The sequence below is a fragment of the Pseudomonas sp. GM80 genome, from assembly GCF_000282515.1.
Taxonomy (GTDB): domain Bacteria; phylum Pseudomonadota; class Gammaproteobacteria; order Pseudomonadales; family Pseudomonadaceae; genus Aquipseudomonas.
Genome location: NZ_AKJD01000254.1, coordinates 31,026 through 45,573, shown reverse-complemented (window position 1 = coordinate 45,573; position 14,548 = coordinate 31,026). Strand labels below are relative to the sequence as shown.

Annotated in this window: 13 protein-coding genes; 9 read left to right on the top strand and 4 right to left on the bottom strand. The window is 60.8% G+C overall.

The genetic code is table 11. From position 1 onward, the window contains the following. Window positions 1-177 precede the first annotated feature (177 nt). The gene (locus tag PMI37_RS29725; RefSeq protein ID WP_008088457.1) at window positions 178-1,095 is read left to right on the top strand and encodes an SdiA-regulated domain-containing protein; all 918 of its coding nucleotides are present in this window, start codon (window positions 178-180) and stop codon (window positions 1,093-1,095) included. Between the two features lie 180 nt (window positions 1,096-1,275). Here PMI37_RS29725 and rpiA read toward each other — a convergent pair whose 3' ends face one another. After that, the gene (gene rpiA, locus PMI37_RS29720) at window positions 1,276-1,950 is read right to left on the bottom strand and encodes a ribose-5-phosphate isomerase RpiA (RefSeq protein ID WP_008088454.1); all 675 of its coding nucleotides are present in this window, start codon (window positions 1,948-1,950) and stop codon (window positions 1,276-1,278) included. A 260-nt stretch (window positions 1,951-2,210) separates the two neighbouring features. Here rpiA and ilvA point away from each other — a divergent pair, with 260 nt between their 5' ends. Continuing rightward, window positions 2,211-3,725 (top strand): threonine ammonia-lyase, biosynthetic, encoded by a 1,515-nt coding sequence (gene ilvA / locus PMI37_RS29715; RefSeq protein WP_008088452.1) that lies wholly within the window; start codon window positions 2,211-2,213, stop codon window positions 3,723-3,725. 40 nt (window positions 3,726-3,765) lie between these two features. After that, window positions 3,766-4,179 carry a DUF2269 family protein gene (locus tag PMI37_RS29710; protein WP_008088451.1) on the top strand — a complete coding sequence of 138 codons (414 nt, stop codon included), beginning with the start codon at window positions 3,766-3,768 and terminating at the stop codon, window positions 4,177-4,179. A 120-nt stretch (window positions 4,180-4,299) separates the two neighbouring features. Here PMI37_RS29710 and PMI37_RS29705 read toward each other — a convergent pair whose 3' ends face one another. Next, window positions 4,300-4,956 carry an HAD family hydrolase gene (locus PMI37_RS29705; protein ID WP_008088449.1) on the bottom strand — a complete coding sequence of 219 codons (657 nt, stop codon included), beginning with the start codon at window positions 4,954-4,956 and terminating at the stop codon, window positions 4,300-4,302. 143 nt (window positions 4,957-5,099) lie between these two features. On the opposite strand from PMI37_RS29705, the gene PMI37_RS29700 reads away from it, so the two are divergent. Beyond that, window positions 5,100-5,579, top strand: coding sequence for an RNA pyrophosphohydrolase (locus PMI37_RS29700; RefSeq protein ID WP_003229203.1), 480 nt, complete (start codon window positions 5,100-5,102; stop codon window positions 5,577-5,579). 22 nt (window positions 5,580-5,601) lie between these two features. After that, on the top strand, window positions 5,602-7,881 hold the full coding sequence (ptsP, locus tag PMI37_RS29695) for a phosphoenolpyruvate--protein phosphotransferase (protein ID WP_008088447.1): 2,280 nt from the start codon (window positions 5,602-5,604) through the stop codon (window positions 7,879-7,881). 70 nt (window positions 7,882-7,951) lie between these two features. Here ptsP and PMI37_RS29690 read toward each other — a convergent pair whose 3' ends face one another. Next, the gene (locus PMI37_RS29690) at window positions 7,952-8,698 is read right to left on the bottom strand and encodes an NRDE family protein (RefSeq protein ID WP_008088446.1); all 747 of its coding nucleotides are present in this window, start codon (window positions 8,696-8,698) and stop codon (window positions 7,952-7,954) included. Between the two features lie 129 nt (window positions 8,699-8,827). Here PMI37_RS29690 and PMI37_RS29685 point away from each other — a divergent pair, with 129 nt between their 5' ends. From PMI37_RS29685 to PMI37_RS29675, 3 genes are all read left to right on the top strand, one after another. Next, complete coding sequence (locus PMI37_RS29685; protein WP_008088445.1) at window positions 8,828-9,610, top strand: sulfite exporter TauE/SafE family protein; 783 nt, start codon at window positions 8,828-8,830, stop codon at window positions 9,608-9,610. A 79-nt stretch (window positions 9,611-9,689) separates the two neighbouring features. Beyond that, window positions 9,690-10,547 carry a prolipoprotein diacylglyceryl transferase gene (gene lgt / locus PMI37_RS29680; RefSeq protein ID WP_008088444.1) on the top strand — a complete coding sequence of 286 codons (858 nt, stop codon included), beginning with the start codon at window positions 9,690-9,692 and terminating at the stop codon, window positions 10,545-10,547. Between the two features lie 50 nt (window positions 10,548-10,597). Then, window positions 10,598-11,569 (top strand): thymidylate synthase, encoded by a 972-nt coding sequence (locus PMI37_RS29675; RefSeq protein ID WP_008088441.1) that lies wholly within the window; start codon window positions 10,598-10,600, stop codon window positions 11,567-11,569. 126 nt (window positions 11,570-11,695) lie between these two features. On the opposite strand, the gene cadR is transcribed toward PMI37_RS29675, so the two are convergent. Then, window positions 11,696-12,145, bottom strand: a complete 450-nt coding sequence (gene cadR / locus PMI37_RS29670; RefSeq protein ID WP_008088440.1) for a Cd(II)/Pb(II)-responsive transcriptional regulator — start codon at window positions 12,143-12,145, stop codon at window positions 11,696-11,698. Window positions 12,146-12,229: 84 nt separating this feature from the next. Between cadR and PMI37_RS29665 the strand changes: the two genes are divergently transcribed. Beyond that, a complete protein-coding gene (locus tag PMI37_RS29665; RefSeq protein WP_008088438.1) occupies window positions 12,230-14,539 on the top strand; it encodes a heavy metal translocating P-type ATPase in 2,310 nt (769 codons plus the stop codon). Window positions 14,540-14,548: the final 9 nt, after the last annotated feature.

The window sequence follows — 14,548 nt, the reverse complement described above, 5'->3', positions numbered from 1 at the left end:
AGGACCTGCCGCAGGCTGCGATCTTTTGATTTTGATCCTGAAAACAAAATCAAAAGATCGCAGCCTTCGGCAGCTCCTACACGAGGTTGGGTTGTGGTTTGGGGCAAGTGGCCATTAAGCTTCAGTTCAGACGGGCATGATATTTCATCCGCCTGTTTTGATTCCGAGCCCGCCCGAATGCGTCGACTTGCCCGTCCCAAACCTCTGGTCATCCTCCTGTCGGTGATTGCCCTGATCGCGTTGATTGCGATTGGCCAATATATGCGTCTGTTCGAGCGCGCCTGGTTCAACCTGCATACGCTGTGGCAGACGCAGAGCAGTGAGTCGATTGCCTTGGACCAATATCGAGTCGAGATCGAAGCGCGAGTCATCGAAGGGCTGGACGACGATGTTTCAGCACTGACCTTCGATCCGGTGCGCAAAAGCCTGTTCACCGTCACCAACAAGAATGCCGAGTTGGTCGAGTTGTCGCTGGAAGGCAAGATCCTGCGGCGCATCGCGCTGATCGGTTTCGGCGACCCGGAAGCGGTCGAGTTCATCAGCGCCGACACCTATGTGATCACCGACGAACGCCAGCAGCGGCTGATCAAGATCCACCTGGAAAAAGATACGACCTTCCTCGATGCGGCCGATGCCGAGCAGATGACCCTCGGCGTGCACATGAGCGGCAACAAGGGTTTCGAGGGGTTGGCCTATGATTCCGTGGGCAAGCGCTTGTTTGTGGCGAAAGAGCGCGATCCGATGCTGATCTACGAAGTGCATGGCTTTCCGCACTTCAACCCGGAAAAATCTTACGCGGTGCACGTGATCAACAACCCCAAGCGCGATGCCGGGATGTTTGTGCGTGACCTGTCGAGCCTGCAATACGATGAGCGCAGCGGCCATTTGTTGGCGCTGTCGGACGAGTCGCGGTTGATTCTGGAACTGGATGTCGATGGGCGCCCGTTGAGCACCATGTCGATCAGTGGCGGGCGGCAGGGTTTGAAGAAAACCGTGCCACAGGCGGAAGGCATTGCGATGGACGACGACGGCACGCTGTACCTGGTGAGCGAGCCGAACCTGTTCTACGTCTTCAAAAAAACCACTCAACCCTGACAAACACCACAAAACACTGTGGGAGCTGGCTTTTGTGGTGAGGGGATTTATCCCCGATGGGTCGCGAAGCGGCCCCAAAAAGCAGGACTGCTACGCAGCCCATCGGGGATAAATCCCCTCACCACAAGGTTAGCTCCCACAGGTTTATTCGTCTGCCCATACATTTTCGGGCAGTTTGGCTTACTCAGCCTTGAGGGTTTTCACGCCTTCAGGTGTGCCCAGCAGCAGCAGGTCCGCCGGACGCGCCGCGAACAGGCCGTTGGTGACCACGCCGACGATCGCATTGATCTGCGCTTCCAGCTCCACCGGGTTGGTGATCTGCAGGTTGAACACATCAAGAATGATGTTGCCGTTATCGGTCAGTACGCCTTCGCGGTACACCGGGTCGCCGCCCAGTTTTACCAGCTGACGCGCGACGTGGCTGCGGGCCATCGGGATCACTTCGACCGGCAGCGGGAATTCGCCCAGCACCGGCACCAGTTTGCTGGCGTCGGCGATGCAGATGAAGGTCTTGGCCACGGCCGCAACGATCTTCTCGCGGGTCAGGGCAGCGCCGCCGCCCTTGATCAGGTTCAGGTGCGCGTCGCTTTCATCGGCGCCGTCGACGTAGAACTCCAGGTCGCTGACGGTGTTCAGCTCATACACCGGAATCCCGTGGCCTTTCAGGCGCGCAGCGGTGGCTTCGGAACTGGCGACCGCGCCATCGAACGCGCCCTTGTGCTGGGCCAGTGCGTCGATGAAGCAGTTGGCGGTGGAGCCGGTGCCGACCCCGACGATGCTCTTGTCGTCGAGTTTCGGAAGGATGAAGTCGACGGCGGCCTGAGCCACTGCCTGTTTGAGTTGATCCTGGGTCATGCGGGCTCCGGAAGCGGGCAAGGTGAGAACGGAAAGGCCGGCATTATAGGCCCCATGTCTGGGAAGGTCATTGTCCTATTGGCAGATCAAAAGATCGCAGCCTGCGGCAGCTCCTACAGGAATCGCATGCATTCTGTAGGAGCTGCCGAAGGCTGCGATCTTTTAAGGCGCGGCTAAAACCTCTGGATTCGTGTGGTCGCCCGGGCAAAAGCCGGGTTAGACTCCTTGGCCCTGCCCAACCCGCTCAGTGATGCTTTCCGATGCTCGAACAGTACGTCAAAAAGATCCTCACCTCGCGCGTTTATGACGTTGCCGTAGAAACCCCGCTGCAGAACGCTCGCCAGCTCTCCGAGCGGCTGGGCAATGACATTTGGCTCAAGCGCGAAGACTTGCAGCCGGTGTTCTCGTTCAAGATTCGCGGCGCCTACAACAAGCTGACTCAGCTGACCGACGAAGAGCGCGCCCGCGGCGTGGTCACCGCGTCGGCGGGCAACCATGCGCAGGGTCTGGCCCTGGCGGCGAAAGTGTTGGGCGTGAAAGCCACCATCGTCATGCCCAAGACTACCCCCGAGATCAAGGTCGAAGGCGTGCGTTCGCGTGGCGGCAAGGTGGTACTGCACGGCGACTCGTTCCCGGAAGCGCTGGCCTACTCGCTGAAACTGGTCGATGAAAAAGGCTACGTCTACATCCACCCGTACGACGATCCGCACACCATCGCCGGGCAGGGCACCGTGGCGATGGAAATTCTGCGCCAGCACCCGCAGCCGCTGGACGCGATTTTCGTTCCGGTCGGTGGTGGCGGTCTGATCGCCGGTATCGCCGCGTACGTCAAATACCTGCGCCCGGACATCAAGGTCATCGGCGTCGAGCCGGACGACTCCAACTGCCTGCAAGCGGCGATGGCTGCGGGCGAGCGCGTCGTTCTGCCAACCGTGGGCATCTTTGCCGATGGCGTGGCGGTGGCGCAGATCGGCCAGCACACCTTCGAGATCTGCAAAGACTATGTCGATGAAGTGATCACCGTCAGCACTGACGAGATCTGCGCAGCCATCAAGGATATCTACGACGATACCCGCTCGATCACCGAACCTGCCGGTGCGTTGGGCGTGGCCGGGATCAAGAAGTACGTTGAGCAACGCGGCGTCAGCGGCCAGACCTTCGTCGCCATCGACTCCGGCGCCAACGTCAACTTCGATCGCCTGCGCCATGTCGCCGAGCGCGCTGAACTGGGTGAAGGCCGCGAAGCGATCATTGCCGTGACCATTCCCGAGAAGGCCGGCAGCTTCAAGGCGTTTTGCGAGGCCATCGGCAAGCGCCAGATCACCGAATTCAACTACCGCTACAACACCGGCAGCGAAGCGCACATCTTCGTTGGCGTGCAGACCCACCCGGAAAACGACCCGCGCAGTGCGTTGCTGGCGAGCCTCACTGAGCAGGGCTTCCCGGTGCTCGACCTGACCGACAATGAACTGGCCAAGTTGCACATCCGGCACATGGTCGGCGGCCGCGCGGCGCAGGTGGTCGATGAAGTGGTGTTCCGCTTCGAATTCCCGGAACGTCCGGGCGCACTGTTCAACTTCCTTAACAAGCTCGGTGGGCGCTGGAACATCTCGATGTTCCACTACCGCAACCACGGCGCCGCCGATGGCCGTGTGGTCGCCGGCCTGCAAGTGCCGCACGACGAGCGCCATCTGGTGCCGGCAGCGCTTGAGGAAATCGGCTACCCGTACTGGGATGAAAGCGAGAACCCGGCCTATCAGCTGTTTCTTGGCTGAGCGGCTACGCTGATGGGCATGGCCCAAGGAAGAGAAATTCATGGAAACCCTGACCACCCTGAAAGTCCTTCACGTCGCGGCGACCGTGGTGATCCTCGTCAGCGGGTTGGGGCTTGCCGCTCTGACCTGGCGTAATCGCAGCGAAGGGCCCGCGAGCACGATGCAGCGCCCTTGGCTGTTTATCTGGTGTTTGATGCTGATCGGTATGCTGAGCATGCCTTTCACCGGCTGGTGGTTGGTACACCTGATCGGCTGGCCACTGGGGCAGTTCTGGATTCTGGGTTCCAGCGTGATCTATGCCGTGGCCACGTTGAGTGCCGTGTGGCTGTTGGTGCGGCTTAATCGGCTGTGGACTAGCGGGGTAGGTAACTGGAAATTCAATCTGGCCCTGGCGATTGTCAGCGGCGTTGGGTTTCTCGCCATTGCGGGGTTGATGGGTGCCAAGCCTGTTTAAGGCTACATACCGAGTCGAGCCAATCGCTGGCAAGCCAGCTCCCACAGGTTTTTGAGCTGTCCACAAAATTTGTGTCCACTGATAGTCCCTGTGGGAGCTGGCTTGCCAGCGATGGCGTCATCAGTCGCGCAGAGTAATCACTGGCCAGCCGCGTTTCTCGGCCTCGGCACGCAGATTCGGATCCGGATCGACAGCGACCGGATTCGCCACCTGCTCCAGCAACGGCAAGTCATTCATCGAATCGCTATAGAAATAGCTGTCGTCCAGCGAATACCCGGTCTCTTCCAGCCAACGATTCAGGCGCGTCACCTTGCCTTCGCGGAAGCACGGAATATCCGTGCTGCGCCCGCTGTAACGGCCATCGACCATTTCACATTCAGTGGCGATCAGGGTTTCAACGCCCAGACGCACAGCAATCGGCGCCGTCACGAAGCGGTTGGTCGCGGTGATGATCACCAGTTTGTCGCCGGCATCACGGTGCTTTTTCAGCAGTTCCAGCGCTTGCGGCAGGACGATCGGTTCGATGCAGTCGCGCATGTAATCGCTGTGCCATTGCTCGAGCACGGCCATGTCGGTGCGGCCGAGGATCTCCAGGCAGAAGTTCAGGTATGCGGCGTTATCCAGTTTGCCGGCCAGGTAATCCTGATAGAACTCGTCGTTGCGCGCTTTGTACGCAATCGGGTCGAGGAAACCGCGTTCACACAGATAGTCGCCCCAGGCGTGATCGCTGTCGCCGCCCAGAAGGGTGTTGTCCAAATCGAAGAGTGCCAGGCGCATTGCAGTTACCCGCTGATAAGTCTGTAAAAAGGCGACAAGAATACGGTCTTTTCACAAGAGTGCACATAAGGTAGGAAGCTTCGTTGCCGCCTTATCAACCTTTGTGGAACAATGCGGCGACATGCGTTTGCGAGGTTGTGCCCGTGATCGACCCCGATGGTTTCCGCCCCAATGTCGGGATCATTCTGACGAATGACGCCGGCCAGGTGCTATGGGCTCGCCGTATCAATCAAGATGCCTGGCAGTTTCCGCAAGGGGGAATCAACCCTGAAGAGACGCCGGAAGACGCCTTGTACCGCGAGCTGAACGAAGAAGTTGGCCTGGAACGTGAAGATGTTGAAATACTGGCCTGTACCCGGGGCTGGTTGCGCTATCGTTTGCCGCAACGTCTGGTGCGTACCCACAGCCAACCGCTGTGCATCGGCCAGAAACAGAAATGGTTTCTCCTGCGCCTGATCTCCAACGAGCAGCGGGTGCGGATGGATTTGACCGGTAAACCGGAGTTCGATGGCTGGCGCTGGGTCAGCTATTGGTATCCGTTGGGCCAGGTGGTGACATTCAAGCGCGAGGTGTATCGCCGCGCCCTCAAAGAGCTTGCCCCGCGCCTTTTAGCGCGCGACTGACGACGGAGTTCGACCCCGAGCCATGCTCAATACGCTGCGCAAGATCGTCCAGGAAGTTAACTCCGCCAAGGATCTCAAGGCGGCGTTGGGGATTATTGTGTTGCGCGTCAAAGAGGCCATGGGCAGCCAGGTCTGCTCGGTCTACCTGCTTGATCCCGAGACCAACCGCTTCGTCCTGATGGCCACCGAGGGCTTGAACAAGCGCTCGATCGGCAAGGTCAGCATGGCACCCAACGAAGGTCTGGTCGGTCTGGTCGGCACGCGTGAAGAACCCCTGAACCTCGAAAACGCGTCTGTTCACCCGCGCTATCGCTACTTCGCCGAAACCGGTGAAGAGCGTTACGCCTCGTTCCTCGGTGCTCCGATCATTCACCACCGCCGCGTCGTCGGCGTGTTGGTCATCCAGCAAAAAGAACGCCGCCAGTTCGACGAAGGTGAAGAAGCCTTCCTCGTGACCATGAGCGCGCAGCTCGCCGGCGTTATCGCCCACGCCGAGGCCACCGGTTCGATCCGCGGCCTGGGCCGTCAGGGCAAGGGCATTCAGGAAGCCAAGTTTGTCGGCGTGCCGGGTTCGCCGGGTGCGGCGGTCGGTACGGCGGTGGTCATGTTGCCGCCCGCCGATCTCGACGTGGTGCCGGATAAAAACATCACCGACATCGACGCTGAGCTGGCGCTGTTCAAGACCGCCATCGAAGGCGTGCGCGCCGACATGCGCGCGTTGTCCGCCAAACTCGCGACGCAGTTGCGCCCGGAAGAGCGCGCGCTGTTCGACGTCTACCTGATGATGCTTGACGATGCCTCGCTGGGCAGCGAAATCACCACCGTGATCAAGACCGGCCAGTGGGCCCAAGGCGCGCTTCGTCAGGTGGTCACGGAGCACGTCAACCGTTTCGAACTGATGGACGACGCCTACCTGCGGGAGCGTGCCTCGGACGTCAAAGACCTCGGTCGCCGTCTGCTCGCCTATTTGCAGGAAGAGCGTCAGCAGAACCTGGTCTACCCGGAAAAAACCATTCTGGTCAGTGAAGAACTGACGCCGGCGATGCTCGGCGAGGTGCCGGAAGGCACGCTGGTCGGTCTGGTCTCGGTACTCGGTTCGGGTAACTCGCACGTCGCGATCCTTGCCCGCGCCATGGGCATTCCGACGGTGATGGGTCTGGTCGACCTGCCCTACGCCAAGGTCGACGGCATCGAAATGATCGTCGACGGCACGCGCGGCGAGGTTTACACCAACCCGAGCGAAGTGCTGCGCAAGCAGTTCGCCGAAGTCGTCGAAGAAGAGAAACAACTGGCGCTGGGCCTCGACACCCTGCGCGACCTGCCGTGCGTGACCCTCGATGGCCACCGCATGCCGCTGTGGGTCAACACCGGTTTGCTCGCCGATGTGGCGCGGGCGCAGAAGCGCGGCGCCGAAGGTGTCGGCCTGTACCGCACCGAAGTGCCGTTCATGATCAACCAGCGCTTCCCGAGCGAGAAGGAACAACTGGCGATCTACCGTGAGCAGCTCGCTGCATTTCACCCGCAACCGGTGACCATGCGCAGCCTCGACATCGGCGGTGACAAGTCGCTGTCGTACTTCCCGATCAAGGAAGACAACCCGTTCCTCGGCTGGCGCGGCATTCGCGTCACCCTCGACCACCCGGAAATCTTCCTGGTGCAGACCCGCGCGATGCTCAAGGCCAGCGAAGGCCTGAACAACCTGCGGATTCTGCTGCCGATGATCTCCGGCACCCACGAACTCGAAGAGGCCCTGCACCTGATTCACCGGGCCTGGGGCGAAGTGCGCGACGAAGGCACCGACGTGCCGATGCCGCCGATTGGCGTGATGATCGAGATCCCTGCAGCGGTGTACCAGACCAAGGAACTGGCGCGGATGGTCGACTTCCTTTCTGTCGGTTCCAACGACTTGACCCAGTATTTGCTGGCGGTCGACCGCAACAACCCGCGTGTGGCCGACCTTTACGACTACCTGCACCCGGCCGTGCTGCAAGCCTTGCAAACCGTGGTGCGCGACGCCCATGCCGAAGGCAAACCGGTAAGTATCTGCGGCGAGATGGCCGGTGATCCGGCGGCGGCGGTGCTGTTGATGGCGATGGGGTTCGACAGTTTGTCGATGAACGCCACCAACTTGCCGAAGGTCAAGTGGATGTTGCGTCAGGTCAATCTGAGCAAGGCCAAGGAGTTGCTGGCTGAACTGATGACCATCGATAACCCGCAAGTGATCCACAGCTCGCTGCAACTGGCGCTGAAGAACCTTGGGTTGTCGAAGATCAATCCACCGGCCGTCATCAAGGCTCTTTAAAAGATCGCAGCCTGCGGCAGCTCCTACATGGAATGTGTATTCCTGTAGGAGCTGCCGCAGGCTGCGATCTTTAGATTCTCATATCCACCTCGCCCAAATGCCCGCCATACGGCCCGAAACTCCGCTCGACCATCCGCCGCGTCCCATCCGCCTGCACGATCAGCGCCGTACTCGCCCGCGTGCCGTAACTCTGGCTGGCAATAAACACACTCGATAACAACGTCTCCGTCGCCATGCCGACCCCGGTATCCGGCAATTCGGCAGACGGCGCAGTCTGCGCATCGCTCAACAACCCCAGCAACCGCGCAGGTGTCGGTTCATCCAGCACTGCACCCAACGCCGCCCTGGCCTTGAGCAACTTCGGCCACGGCGTATCCAACCCGGCATTGGAGAGCCCGTAAACACCGGGCTCCAGCATGATCGGCTCTGACAGCCGTGCATTGAAATGCCACAGCTCATGACTATTGCCGAGCAGCAGGTTAAACCCGGCATATTCCGAGGCGCGCCCGACCACATCGCTCAAATAATCATCAATCGACAGATCGCCGGTCAGAAACCGCGCCACCAGTTCGCCGCGCGATTTGCGCGCCGGCGGCTGCTGCGGGTCGCGAATATTGGTCAGCGCGGCAAAGCGGCCGTTGGCGCCGATGCCTAGCCACGTCCCGCCAGCCTCAAGATCACGCCCCGCATGCACGTGCGGCGCTTCGGGCCATTGCGCCAGCGGCAGACTCGGCCGGGCGTAGAACTCGTCACGGTTGGCCGCGACGATCAGCGGCTGGGCATGGCCCGGGCGCCAGGCAAAAACGATCAGGCACATAAGGTGGTCCTTGTGTGTTTTTTGCCCACTCTACGCATCCGACGCCCGTGCATCCATCGCCAGTGGAGCAGAAGGCCGCGCATCCGTTACCATGCCGCTCCGGTTTTGGGATGCGTCTGGGAGAAGGACATGGAATTTCTGCTCTATCTGGCGCTCGGCGCCTGTGCTGGCGTGTTGGCCGGGCTGTTCGGTGTCGGTGGTGGGATCATCATCGTTCCGGTGCTGGTGTTCAGTTTCACCTTGCAGGGCTTCGATCAGTCTATCCTGACCCACCTGGCGGTCGGTACGTCGCTGGCGACGATCATCTTCACCTCGGTCAATGCCGTGCGTGAACACCATCGTCGCGGCGCGGTGCGCTGGCCGATCTTCATGTGGATGACCGTGGGGATTCTCATGGGCGCCGGGTTTGGCGCGCTGACCGCCGAGGCGATTTCCGGGCCGCACCTGCAAAAGATCATCGGCGTGTTCGCTTTGGTGATCTCGGTGCAGTTGGCGCTGGACGTCAAACCCAAGGCCAGCCGAACCGTGCCGGGCAAAGTGGGTCTGACCGTGGCCGGCAGTGTGATTGGTTGGGCCTCGGCGATTTTTGGCGTTGGCGGCGGGTCGCTGACCGTGCCGTTCCTGACCTGGCGCAGTGTGCCGATGCAGCAAGCGGTGGCGACGTCATCGGCCTGCGGTCTGCCGATTGCCTTGGTCAGTGCATTAAGTTTCATGATTCTGGGCTGGCACGATCCGTTGTTGCCGCCGCATAGTCTCGGTTTTGTTTATTTGCCGGCGTTGTTGGGCATCGCCCTGACCAGCATGGTTTTCGCCCGTCTCGGCGCGCGACTGGCGCATAGATTGTCGCCGCGCTTGCTGAAAAGGCTGTTCGCCGCTTTGCTGTTCAGCGTGGGTGTGAGCTTCCTGCTTTAGCCGCGTCGCAATCCTGGCTTAATCCTGAGGTGGCAGCGTCGCCCGGGAATTTTGGTTTCAACTCTAACGAGGAGTCGCAATGCTGCCTTACCCGCAGATCGACCCGGTGGCGTTATCCATCGGTCCGCTGGACATACATGTGTTCAACCGTTTTCTGTCCATCGGTCCGCTGAATATCCATTGGTACGGCCTGATGTACCTGATCGGCATCGGCGGTGCGTGGCTGCTGGCGTCGCGCCGGCTCAACCGTTTCGACCCGACCTGGAGCAAGGAGAAGCTCTCCGATCTGATCTTCTGGCTGTCGATGGGCGTGATCGTCGGCGGACGTCTGGGCTATGTGCTGTTCTACGATCTGAGCGCCTACCTGGCCAACCCGACGCTGATTTTCGAGGTGTGGAAGGGCGGCATGTCGTTCCACGGCGGCTTTATCGGCGTGATGCTGGCTGCATTGTGGTTCGGCAAGCGCAACGGCAAGTCGTTCTTCCAGTTGATGGACTTCGTCGCGCCAATGGTGCCGATCGGTCTGGGCGCCGGGCGCATCGGTAACTTCATCAACGCCGAATTGTGGGGCAAAGCCACCGACGTGCCGTGGGCGATGGTCTTCCCGCCATTCAGCGATCCGGCGCAACTGCCGCGTCACCCGTCGCAGCTGTATCAGTTCGCGCTTGAAGGCGTGGCGCTGTTCCTGATCCTGTGGATTTTCTCGCGCAAGCCGCGTCCGACCATGGCTGTTTCCGGCATGTTCGCGCTGTTCTACGGCATCTTCCGGTTCATCGTCGAATTTGTTCGCGTGCCGGATGCGCAACTCGGCTACTTGGCCTGGAACTGGCTGACCATGGGGCAAGTGCTCTGTGTGCCGATGATCATCGGCGGGCTGTTCCTGATCTGGCTGGCCTATCGTCGCGCACCGGCAGCACCGCTCGCGCCGACGGCTTAAACTACGAACCCCGGCGCGCGACGCCGGGGCTCAAAGGACACAGGTAACTCATGAAGCAATATCTCGAACTGGTCTCGCACGTCATTCAGAACGGCACCAAGCAAGCCAACCGCACCGGCATCAACACCATCAGCTTCCCTGGTGCGATGCTGCGTTTCGATCTGCAGGAAGGTTTTCCGGCGATCACCACGCGCAAAATGGCCTTCAAATCGGCCATCGGCGAGATGTGCGGATTTCTCCGTGGCGTCAACAACGCCGCTGAATTCCGTGCGCTGGGCTGCAAGGTCTGGGATCAGAACGCCAACGAAAACGCGCAGTGGCTGGCCAACCCGTTCCGTCAGGGCGACGACGACCTCGGCGAAATCTACGGCGTGCAATGGCGCAAATGGCCGGCGTACAAGCAGATCCCGCTGAGCAACACCGCCGCCATCGAACAAACCTTGAGCAACGGCTACAAGCAGATCGCTCAAGGCGAAGAAGACGGCCAGGCCTACGTGGTGCTGTACAAAGCCATCGACCAGGTGCGCCAGTGCGTCGACACGATCATCAAGGATCCGGGCAGCCGCCGCATCCTGTTCCACGGCTGGAACGTCGCTCAGCTCGATGAAATGGCCCTGCCGCCATGCCACCTGCTGTACCAGTTCCACCCGAATGTCGAGACCAAGGAAATCTCCCTGACCCTCTACATCCGTTCCAACGATCTGGGTCTGGGCACGCCGTTCAACCTCACCGAAGGCGCCGCGCTGCTGAGCCTGATCGGTCGCCTGACCGGCTACACGCCGCGCTGGTTCACCTATTTCATCGGTGATGCGCACGTCTACGAGAACCATCTGGACATGCTCAACGAACAGCTCAAGCGCGAGCCGTTCGCCATGCCAAAACTGAAAATCTCCGATCGTGTACCGGAGTTTGCCAAGACTGGCGTGTACCAGCCGGAATGGCTGGAGCTGGTCGAGCCGAGCGATTTCTCGCTGGAAGGCTACGAACACCACGCACCAATGACCGCGCCAATGGCGGTCTAGTCGGTAGGATCGTTCCCACGCTCTGCGTGGGAATGAATCCCGTGACGCTCTGCGTCACTTTGGACGCGGAGCGTCCATGGCGGCATTCCCACGCGGAGCATGGGAACGAGCGTTATGCGGTGTTCTTTAGTGGCCGTGGCTGCGGCCTACGTGGGAGTGTTCGACTTCGGTGGCGACGACTCCGCCGCTGACCTCCAAGCGCTGCAAAATCCCGCATTGATCGGCCCCCGGCCCTTCGCCACAGCGTTGGCGCAGGTCGAGCAACTGTGTCTGCAACGCCAACAACCCATCAATCCGCGCCTTCACATGCTGAATGTGCTCGTCGATCAGCGTATTCACGCTTTCACACTGATCCTGCGGGCTGTCACGCATGGCCAGCAGGCTGCGGATTTCTTCGAGGGTCATGTCGAGGGTGCGGCAGTTGCGGATGAAAGTCAGGCGTTCGGCGTGCGCCTGGGTGTAGACGCGGTAGTTGCCGTCGCTGCGGGCCGGTTCCGGCAGGAGGTTTTCGCGCTCGTAGTAGCGGATGGTTTCCACGGCGCAGTCGGTCAACTTGGCCAGTTCTCCGATCTTCATGACGGCAATCTCCAAAAGGGTGCTTGACCCTATAGTGGCTACAGGGTCTTTACTTGGCAACAGGCACCTTCATGGACGCGACCAATGAGCGATTCCCAGCACACCCACAAGCCCGGCGACGGCCACGATCACAGTCATAAATTGCAGCCTGTGCATAAGCATGCCCATGGCAGCGATTCTTGCTGCGGGTCGAAAGTCGCAGCGCCGGCCCCGGTGCATGCGCACGAAGATTCTTGCTGCTCGTCGAACGCCGCCGCGCCTGCGTTGGTGCAACTGAGCGAAAAGACCACCGCCGATGCGCGGCTGAGCAGTTTCCGCATCGAGGCGATGGATTGCCCGACCGAGCAGACGCTGATCCAGAACAAGCTCGGCAAACTCGCCGGCGTGCAGCAACTGGAATTCAACCTGATCAACCGCGTACTCGGCGTGACCCACAATCTGCCGGGTACCGAGCCGATCACCGAAGCGATCAAATCCCTCGGCATGCACGCCGAGCCGCTGGAGGCGGGCGTCGACTCGCCAGCCCCGGCGCCGGTGAAAAAACACTGGTGGCCGTTGGCGTTGTCCGGCGTCGGCGCGCTCGCCGCTGAAGTCATTCATTTCACCAACGCCGCGCCCACCTGGGTGGTGGCGATCATTGCGCTGGTGTCGATCCTCAGCGGTGGCCTGACCACTTATAAAAAGGGCTGGATCGCCCTGAAGAACCGCAACCTCAACATCAACGCGCTGATGAGCATCGCCGTGACAGGTGCCATCCTCATCGGCCAGTGGCCGGAAGCGGCGATGGTGATGTTCCTGTTCACCGTCGCCGAGCTGATCGAAGCGCGCTCGCTGGACCGTGCGCGCAATGCGATCAGCGGCCTGATGCAGATGACGCCAGAGCAAGCCACGGTGTTGCAGGCTGACGGTTCGTGGGTCGAACAGGACGTGAAAAGCGTCGAACTCGGCGCCCGTGTGCGAGTGAAACCCGGTGAGCGGATTGCTTTGGACGGCGAAGTGCTCAGCGGCAACTCGACCATCGACCAGGCGCCGATCACCGGGGAAAGCCTGCCGGTCGAGAAAACCGTGGGCGACAAAGTCTTCGCTGGCACCATCAACCAGGCCGGTTCGCTGGAATACGCGGTCACCGCTGCGGCGAACAACTCGACGCTGGCGCGAATCATCCACGCCGTCGAACAGGCCCAAGGCGCGCGCGCACCGACTCAACGTTTCGTCGATCAATTCTCGAAAATCTACACGCCCGTGGTGTTCGTCTTCGCCTTGGCCGTGGCGATCATTCCGCCGCTGTTCATGGGCGCTGTGTGGTTCGACTGGATCTACCGCGCGCTGGTGTTGCTGGTGGTCGCGTGCCCGTGTGCACTGGTGATTTCCACCCCGGTGACCATCGTCAGCGGCCTCGCGGCAGCGGCGCGCAAAGGCATTCTGGTCAAGGGCGGTGTGTACCTGGAGGGCGGTTTCAAACTGGATTATCTGGCGCTGGATAAAACCGGCACGATCACCCACGGCAAACCAGTGCAGACCGATTACCTGTCCCTCGACGCGACCGCCGATGCCACGGCACCGGCAATCGCCGCTGCCTTGGCCGGACGTTCCGACCATCCGGTGTCGCTGGCCATCGCCAACGCCGCTGTGGATAAAAACTTTGCCGCGCTGATTGTGGATAACTTCGAAGCGCTGGGCGGGCGTGGCGTCAAAGGCGAAATCAACGGCCAGACCTATCATTTGGGCAACCATCGTCTGGTCGAAGAACTCGGCCTGTGCTCGCCAGCGCTGGAAGAAAAACTCTTCGCGCTGGAGAAACAGGGCAAATCCGTGGTGCTGCTGCTCGACAGTTCCGGCCCGCTGGCGCTGTTCGCCGTGGCCGATACCGTCAAGGAAACCAGCCGCGAAGCGATCCGTCAGTTGCATGAACTCGGGGTGAAAACCCTGATGCTCACTGGCGACAACGTCCACACCGCCCAAGCGATTGCCGCGCAGGTCGGCATCGACGAGGCTCGCGGTGATTTGCTGCCAACCGACAAACTGCAAGCCATTGAAGATCTGTACAAGCAGGGCCATCGTGTGGGCATGGTCGGCGACGGCATCAACGATGCACCCGCACTGGCCCGCGCCGAGATCGGTTTCGCCATGGCCGCCGCCGGTACCGACACGGCGATCGAAACCGCCGATGTCGCCCTGATGGACGACGATCTGCGCAAGATCCCGGCGTTCATCAGCCTGTCGCGCAACACCGCCAGCATCCTGAAACAGAACATCGCGCTGGCGCTGGTGATCAAAGCGATCTTTCTTGCGGTAACCTTCGCCGGGCTCGCCACCATGTGGATGGCGGTGTTCGCCGACATGGGCGTGAGCCTGTTGGTGGTGTTCAACGGTTTGCGCCTGCTGCGCAAATAGAGTGAGGAA